This window comes from Microbacterium sp. (genome assembly GCF_047606685.1).
Classification (GTDB): Bacteria; Actinomycetota; Actinomycetes; order Actinomycetales; family Microbacteriaceae; genus Microbacterium.
Window position 1 is genome coordinate 1 of the sequence record NZ_JASGEC010000022.1, and the last position, 4605, is coordinate 4605.

General features: G+C 74.1%; 6 protein-coding genes. All 6 read left to right on the forward strand.

The annotated features are described in order from the left end of the window. Window positions 1-813, forward strand: an 813-nt coding sequence (locus QM611_RS02675) for an SDR family oxidoreductase (RefSeq protein WP_415078357.1), incomplete at its 5' end; no start/stop codon positions are given. A 2-nt stretch (window positions 814-815) separates the two neighbouring features. Continuing rightward, window positions 816-1583: a class II aldolase/adducin family protein gene (locus QM611_RS02680; protein ID WP_415078358.1), complete on the forward strand. Its 768-nt coding sequence runs from the start codon at window positions 816-818 to the stop codon at window positions 1581-1583. Continuing rightward, on the forward strand, window positions 1580-2308 hold the full coding sequence (locus tag QM611_RS02685; RefSeq protein ID WP_415078359.1) for an SDR family oxidoreductase: 729 nt from the start codon (window positions 1580-1582) through the stop codon (window positions 2306-2308). The genes QM611_RS02680 and QM611_RS02685 overlap by 4 nt, the downstream gene beginning before the upstream one ends. Next, window positions 2308-2958 carry a nucleoside/nucleotide kinase family protein gene (locus QM611_RS02690; RefSeq protein ID WP_415078360.1) on the forward strand — a complete coding sequence of 217 codons (651 nt, stop codon included), beginning with the start codon at window positions 2308-2310 and terminating at the stop codon, window positions 2956-2958. Before QM611_RS02685 ends, QM611_RS02690 begins: the two co-directional genes overlap by 1 nt. Continuing rightward, window positions 2945-3778: a class II fructose-bisphosphate aldolase gene (locus tag QM611_RS02695; protein WP_415078361.1), complete on the forward strand. Its 834-nt coding sequence runs from the start codon at window positions 2945-2947 to the stop codon at window positions 3776-3778. The genes QM611_RS02690 and QM611_RS02695 overlap by 14 nt, the downstream gene beginning before the upstream one ends. Then, window positions 3775-4605: 1-phosphofructokinase family hexose kinase (locus tag QM611_RS02700; protein WP_415078362.1), on the forward strand; the 831-nt coding region annotated here is incomplete at its 3' end. The genes QM611_RS02695 and QM611_RS02700, both read left to right, overlap by 4 nt.

Here is a 4605-nt window from a genome sequence, read left to right on the forward strand (position 1 = left end):
GCCGGGGACGCGTCCCCGGCCACCACGGCCCACCCGAAGGCCACAATGAACTTTCCTGATCTCGCCGGCCGCGTCGCCGTCGTCACCGGCGGCGCGCGTGGCATCGGCTACTCGCTTGCCTCCGCGCTCGCGCGCCAGGGCACGAGCGTCGCGCTGCTCGACCTCTTGCCCGACGTCGCCGACTCGGCCCGCCGCCTGGCCGCCGACACCGGCGCGCGCACCGCGGCCGCGGTCGTCGACGTGACCGACCCGGCGTCCGTCGAGGCCGCCTTCGCGCACGCCCGCGACGAGCTCGGTGTCGCCGACGTGCTCATCACGGCCGCCGGCATCACGATCTGGGGCGACGCCGCCGAGGTCGACCCCGCCGTGTGGAACAAGGTCGTCGACGTCAACCTGAACGGCACGTTCTACGCCACGCAGTCGTTCGCCCGGCCCTTGATCGCCGAGGGCCGCACGGGCTCGGCCATCCTCATCTCCTCGATGTCGGGGCGCATCGCCAACATCCCCCAGCACCAGGCGTCGTACAACGCGTCCAAGGCCGCCGTCGACCACCTCGCGACCTCGCTCGCGGTGGAGTGGGCGCCCGCCATCCGCGTCAACGCGATCGCCCCCGGCTACATCCTCTCCGACATGACCCGCCAGTTCACCGAGGCGAACCCCGAGCTGGCCACCGAGTGGGTCGGGATGATCCCGGCGGGCCGGATGGGCGAGCCGGACGACCTGCACGGGGTCGTGCTGCTGCTGGCGTCGTCGGCATCGTCGTACCTCACCGGCCAGACGCTCGTGGTCGACGGCGGCTACACCGCGATCTAGCCATGAAGACGACCCCGCTCGATCTGCTCGTCGACCTTTCCCGCCGCCTCGGCGACCCGGCCATGGACGCCGCCATCCTCGGCGAGGGCAACACGTCCGTCCGCGTCGGCGACGACATGCTCGTCAAGGCCAGCGGCGTTGTGCTGCAGCACGCCGAGCCCGGCGACTTCGTGCGCCTGCCGCTCACCGACGCCGTCGCCCTCATCGCCGACGACGAGGCGGGCGATGCCGAGGTCGACGCCTTCTTCTCTGCCATCGCCCGCGCCGAGGGCCGGCGGCCGTCGGTGGAGGCGCTGCTGCATGTCGTCCTCTACGAGGCGACCGAGGCGCGCGTCGTGGCGCACAGCCATCCCACCAGCGTCAACGCGCTGCTGTGCTCGCAGTCCGCCGAGCTGCTCGTGGACGGGGCGCTGTTCCCCGACCAGATCGTGGTGCTGGGCTCGACCCCGCTGCTCGTGCCGTACATCGATCCTGGCATCCGCCTCGCGCGCGCCGTCCGTGAGCTGCTGCGCGACCACATCGCCCGGCACGGCGAGGCGCCCAAGGCCGTCTACCTGCGCAACCACGGCGTGTTCGCGCTCGGCGCGTCGGCCGACCAGGTGCTCGGCATCACCACGATGATGCAGAAGGTGGCGCGCGTGCTCATCGGCGCGAACGCGGTGGGCGGAGCGCAGTTCATGCCTCCCGAAGAGGTGCAGCGCATCGACACGCGGCCCGACGAACTGTATCGGCGCGCCCTACTGGCCGCCGCCGGAGAGGAGACGCCATGACCGCGCTGAACGGGAAGGTCGCGGTGCTGACCGGCGCGAGCTCGGGAATCGGCCTCGCCACGGCGCAGGCCCTGATCGCGGAGGGATGCCACGTGGTGGCCGTCGCGCGCTCGGCCGACAAGCTCGCGGAGCTGGCAGCGACCGCTCCCGACCGTGTCACCGCCATCGCCGCCGACGTCGCCGACCCCGCGACCGCCGACCGCGTCGTCGCCGAGACGCTCGAGAGCCTCGGGCGGCTCGACATCGTGCTGCCCAACGCCGGCATCTACGTCGGCGGCGACCTCGTCGACGCCGCCCAATCCGACATCGCCGCCCTCGTCGCCACCAACGTCACGGGGGTGATGACCCTCGTGCGGGCGGCGCTGCCGCACCTGGTCGCGCAGGGGGCCGGCGACATCCTCGTCACGAGCTCGGTGTCGGGCCACCAGGACATCGAGTGGGAGCCGGTGTACTCGGCGAGCAAGCACGCCGTGCAGTCGTTCGTGCACACGGTGCGCCGGCAGACCGCCGAGACCGGCGTGCGGATCGGCGCCGTGGCACCCGGTGTCGTCCTGAACCCGCTGTGGGGCTTCACGCACGGCTCGCCCGAGGAGGCCGAGCAGATCGCCGCGCGCACCGGCATCCGCTCGTCCGATGTCGCCGAGGCGATCGTGTTCATGCTCACGCGCCCGCCGCACGTCGTCGTGCGCGACCTCGTGCTGCTGCCGACCGGGCAGCCGATCTGATGGAGGCCCGCGTCGCCACCGTCGCCGATCTCGTCGAGCGCGCCCGCGCCCTCGCCGCGCGGCCGGAGCGTGCCATCCTCGGCATCGCCGGCGCGCCGGGCGCCGGCAAGAGCGTGCTGTCGCGCGCGCTGCTCGACGCGCTCGGCCCCGACGCGGTGCTGGTCGGGATGGACGGGTTCCACCTCGCCGACGCGGAGCTGGCGCGGCTCGGCCGGGCAGACCGCAAGGGCGCGCCCGACACGTTCGACGTGGCGGGCTACGTCGCGCTGCTGCGCCGCATCCGCGCCGCCGACGAGGTCGTCTATGCGCCCGAGTTCGACCGCTCGCTGGAGGCGGCCATCGCCGGTTCGGTGCGCGTGGACCCCGACGTGCCCCTCGTCATCACCGAGGGCAACTACCTGCTGCTGAACGAGAGCGGTTGGCAGGCTGTGCGGCCGGAGCTGGCCGAGGTGTGGTTCGTCGAGCCGCCGGAGGAGCGCCGCAAACAGTGGCTCGTGGCCCGCCACGAGCGCTACGGCCGCGACCCCGACGCCGCGCGGGCGTGGGCGCTGGGGACCGACCAGCGCAACGCCGAGCTCGTGCTCGCGACCGCCGATCGCGCCGACGACCGGTTTCAGATCGAGGACAGGAGTGTGGATGCCGCTCAGTGACATGCGCGCCGTGCTGACGGCGCACCGCGCGGTGGGCGCGTTCAATTTCGTCCAGCTCGAGCTCGCCGAAGCGATCGTGGCCGGCGCCGAGCGCGCCGGCGCGGGCGTCGTGCTGCAGCTGTCGGAGAACGCGGTGCGCTTCCACGGCGGCGTCGCGCCCGCCGCCGCGGCGGCGCTGCGCCTGGCCGAGGCATCCACCGCCCCGATCGTGGTCCACCTCGACCACGCCACCGACGTCGAGCTCGTCGAGGAGGCGATCGCGCTCGGCCTGCCGTCGGTGATGTACGACGGGGCGCACCTCGACGACGCCGAGAATGTCGCGCGCACGGCGTCGGTCGTCGCCCGCGCCCACGAGCACGGCGTGTGGGTGGAGGCCGAGCTCGGCGAGGTCGGCGGCAAGGGCGGGGCGCACACACCCGGCGTGCGCACCGACGTCGACGACGCGGCGGCGTTCGTCGCGGCCACGGGCGTCGACGCGCTCGCGGTCGCGGTCGGCAGCTCGCACGCCATGACCAGCCGCGAGGCCTCGCTCGACGAGGGGCTCATCGCGCGGCTCGCGGAGCGCGTGCCCGTGCCGCTCGTGCTGCACGGCTCGAGCGGCGTGCCCGACAGCGGCATCGACCGCGCGATCGTCGCGGGAATGCGCAAGATCAACATCGGCACGCATCTGAACGTCGTCTTCACCGCCGCGGTGCGCGAGGCGCTTGCCGCCGACTCCGCCGTGGTCGACCCGCGCACGTACGTGCGGCCCGCCCGCGAGGCGGTGGCCGCCGAGGTGGCGCGCCTGGCCGGCCTCATCAGCCACGGGGCCGCGGGGTGAGCACGCCGGTCGTCACCTTCACGGCGGCGGGCGCGGTCGACGCGACCTATCGCGTGGACGAGCTCGTGCGCGGAGCTTTCATGCGCGCATCGGCATATGAGCGAGAGCTGAGCGGAAAGGGCGTCAACCTGTCGGCCGCGCTCGCGCACGCGTCGGTGCCGACGGCCGCCGTCGTGGTGCTCGGCGCGGACGATCTGGTGTTCGCGGCGGGGTCGCCGCACGCCGCGCTGCTGCGCCCGGTCGCTGTGCCCGGGGCGACGCGCGTGAACACGTCGATCATCGACGCCGACGGCGCCACGACGAAGGTGAACGCCCCGACGCCGCCGCTCACGGGGGAGTCGTGGCAGCGGGCGCTGGCGGCGACGGTCGAGGCCATCGACGAGGTGGATGCCGGGTGGCTTGTGGTGTGCGGTACTCTGCCGGCGGTCGACGGCGAACCGGCCGACCTCGGCCCGCTGCTGGAGGCGGCGGCGACCCGCGGCGTGCGCGTGGGCGCCGACACGAGCGGCGCGGGCCTTGTCCGGCTCGTCGACCGGGGCGCCGGGGTGGCGCTGGCAAAGCCCAACACGCACGAGCTCGCCGAGCTCACCGGCCGCACGCTGCGCACGATCGGCGACGTGGCGGGCGCCGCGCGCACGCTCGTTCGCCGCGGACTCGAGCTCGTGTACGTGAGCATGGGCGCCGACGGCGTGCTCGCGGTGACGGCCGACCGGATCGTGCACGCCCACGCGACGGCACCCCGGCTCGCCAACACCGCCGGTGCCGGCGACGCGTCGCTGGCCGGGTTCCTCGTCGGGCTCGACGCCGGGGGCGACGCGCTCGCCGCC

Bases quoted from the DNA above. Each gene is read 5' to 3' on its own strand.
- QM611_RS02680 (WP_415078358.1), top strand. From the start codon at position 816: ATGAAGACGACCCCGCTCGATCTGCTCGTCGACCTTTCCCGCCGCCTC.
- QM611_RS02685 (WP_415078359.1), top strand. From the start codon at position 1,580: ATGACCGCGCTGAACGGGAAGGTCGCGGTGCTGACCGGCGCGAGCTCG.
- QM611_RS02690 (WP_415078360.1), top strand. From the start codon at position 2,308: ATGGAGGCCCGCGTCGCCACCGTCGCCGATCTCGTCGAGCGCGCCCGC.
- QM611_RS02695 (WP_415078361.1), top strand. From the start codon at position 2,945: ATGCCGCTCAGTGACATGCGCGCCGTGCTGACGGCGCACCGCGCGGTG.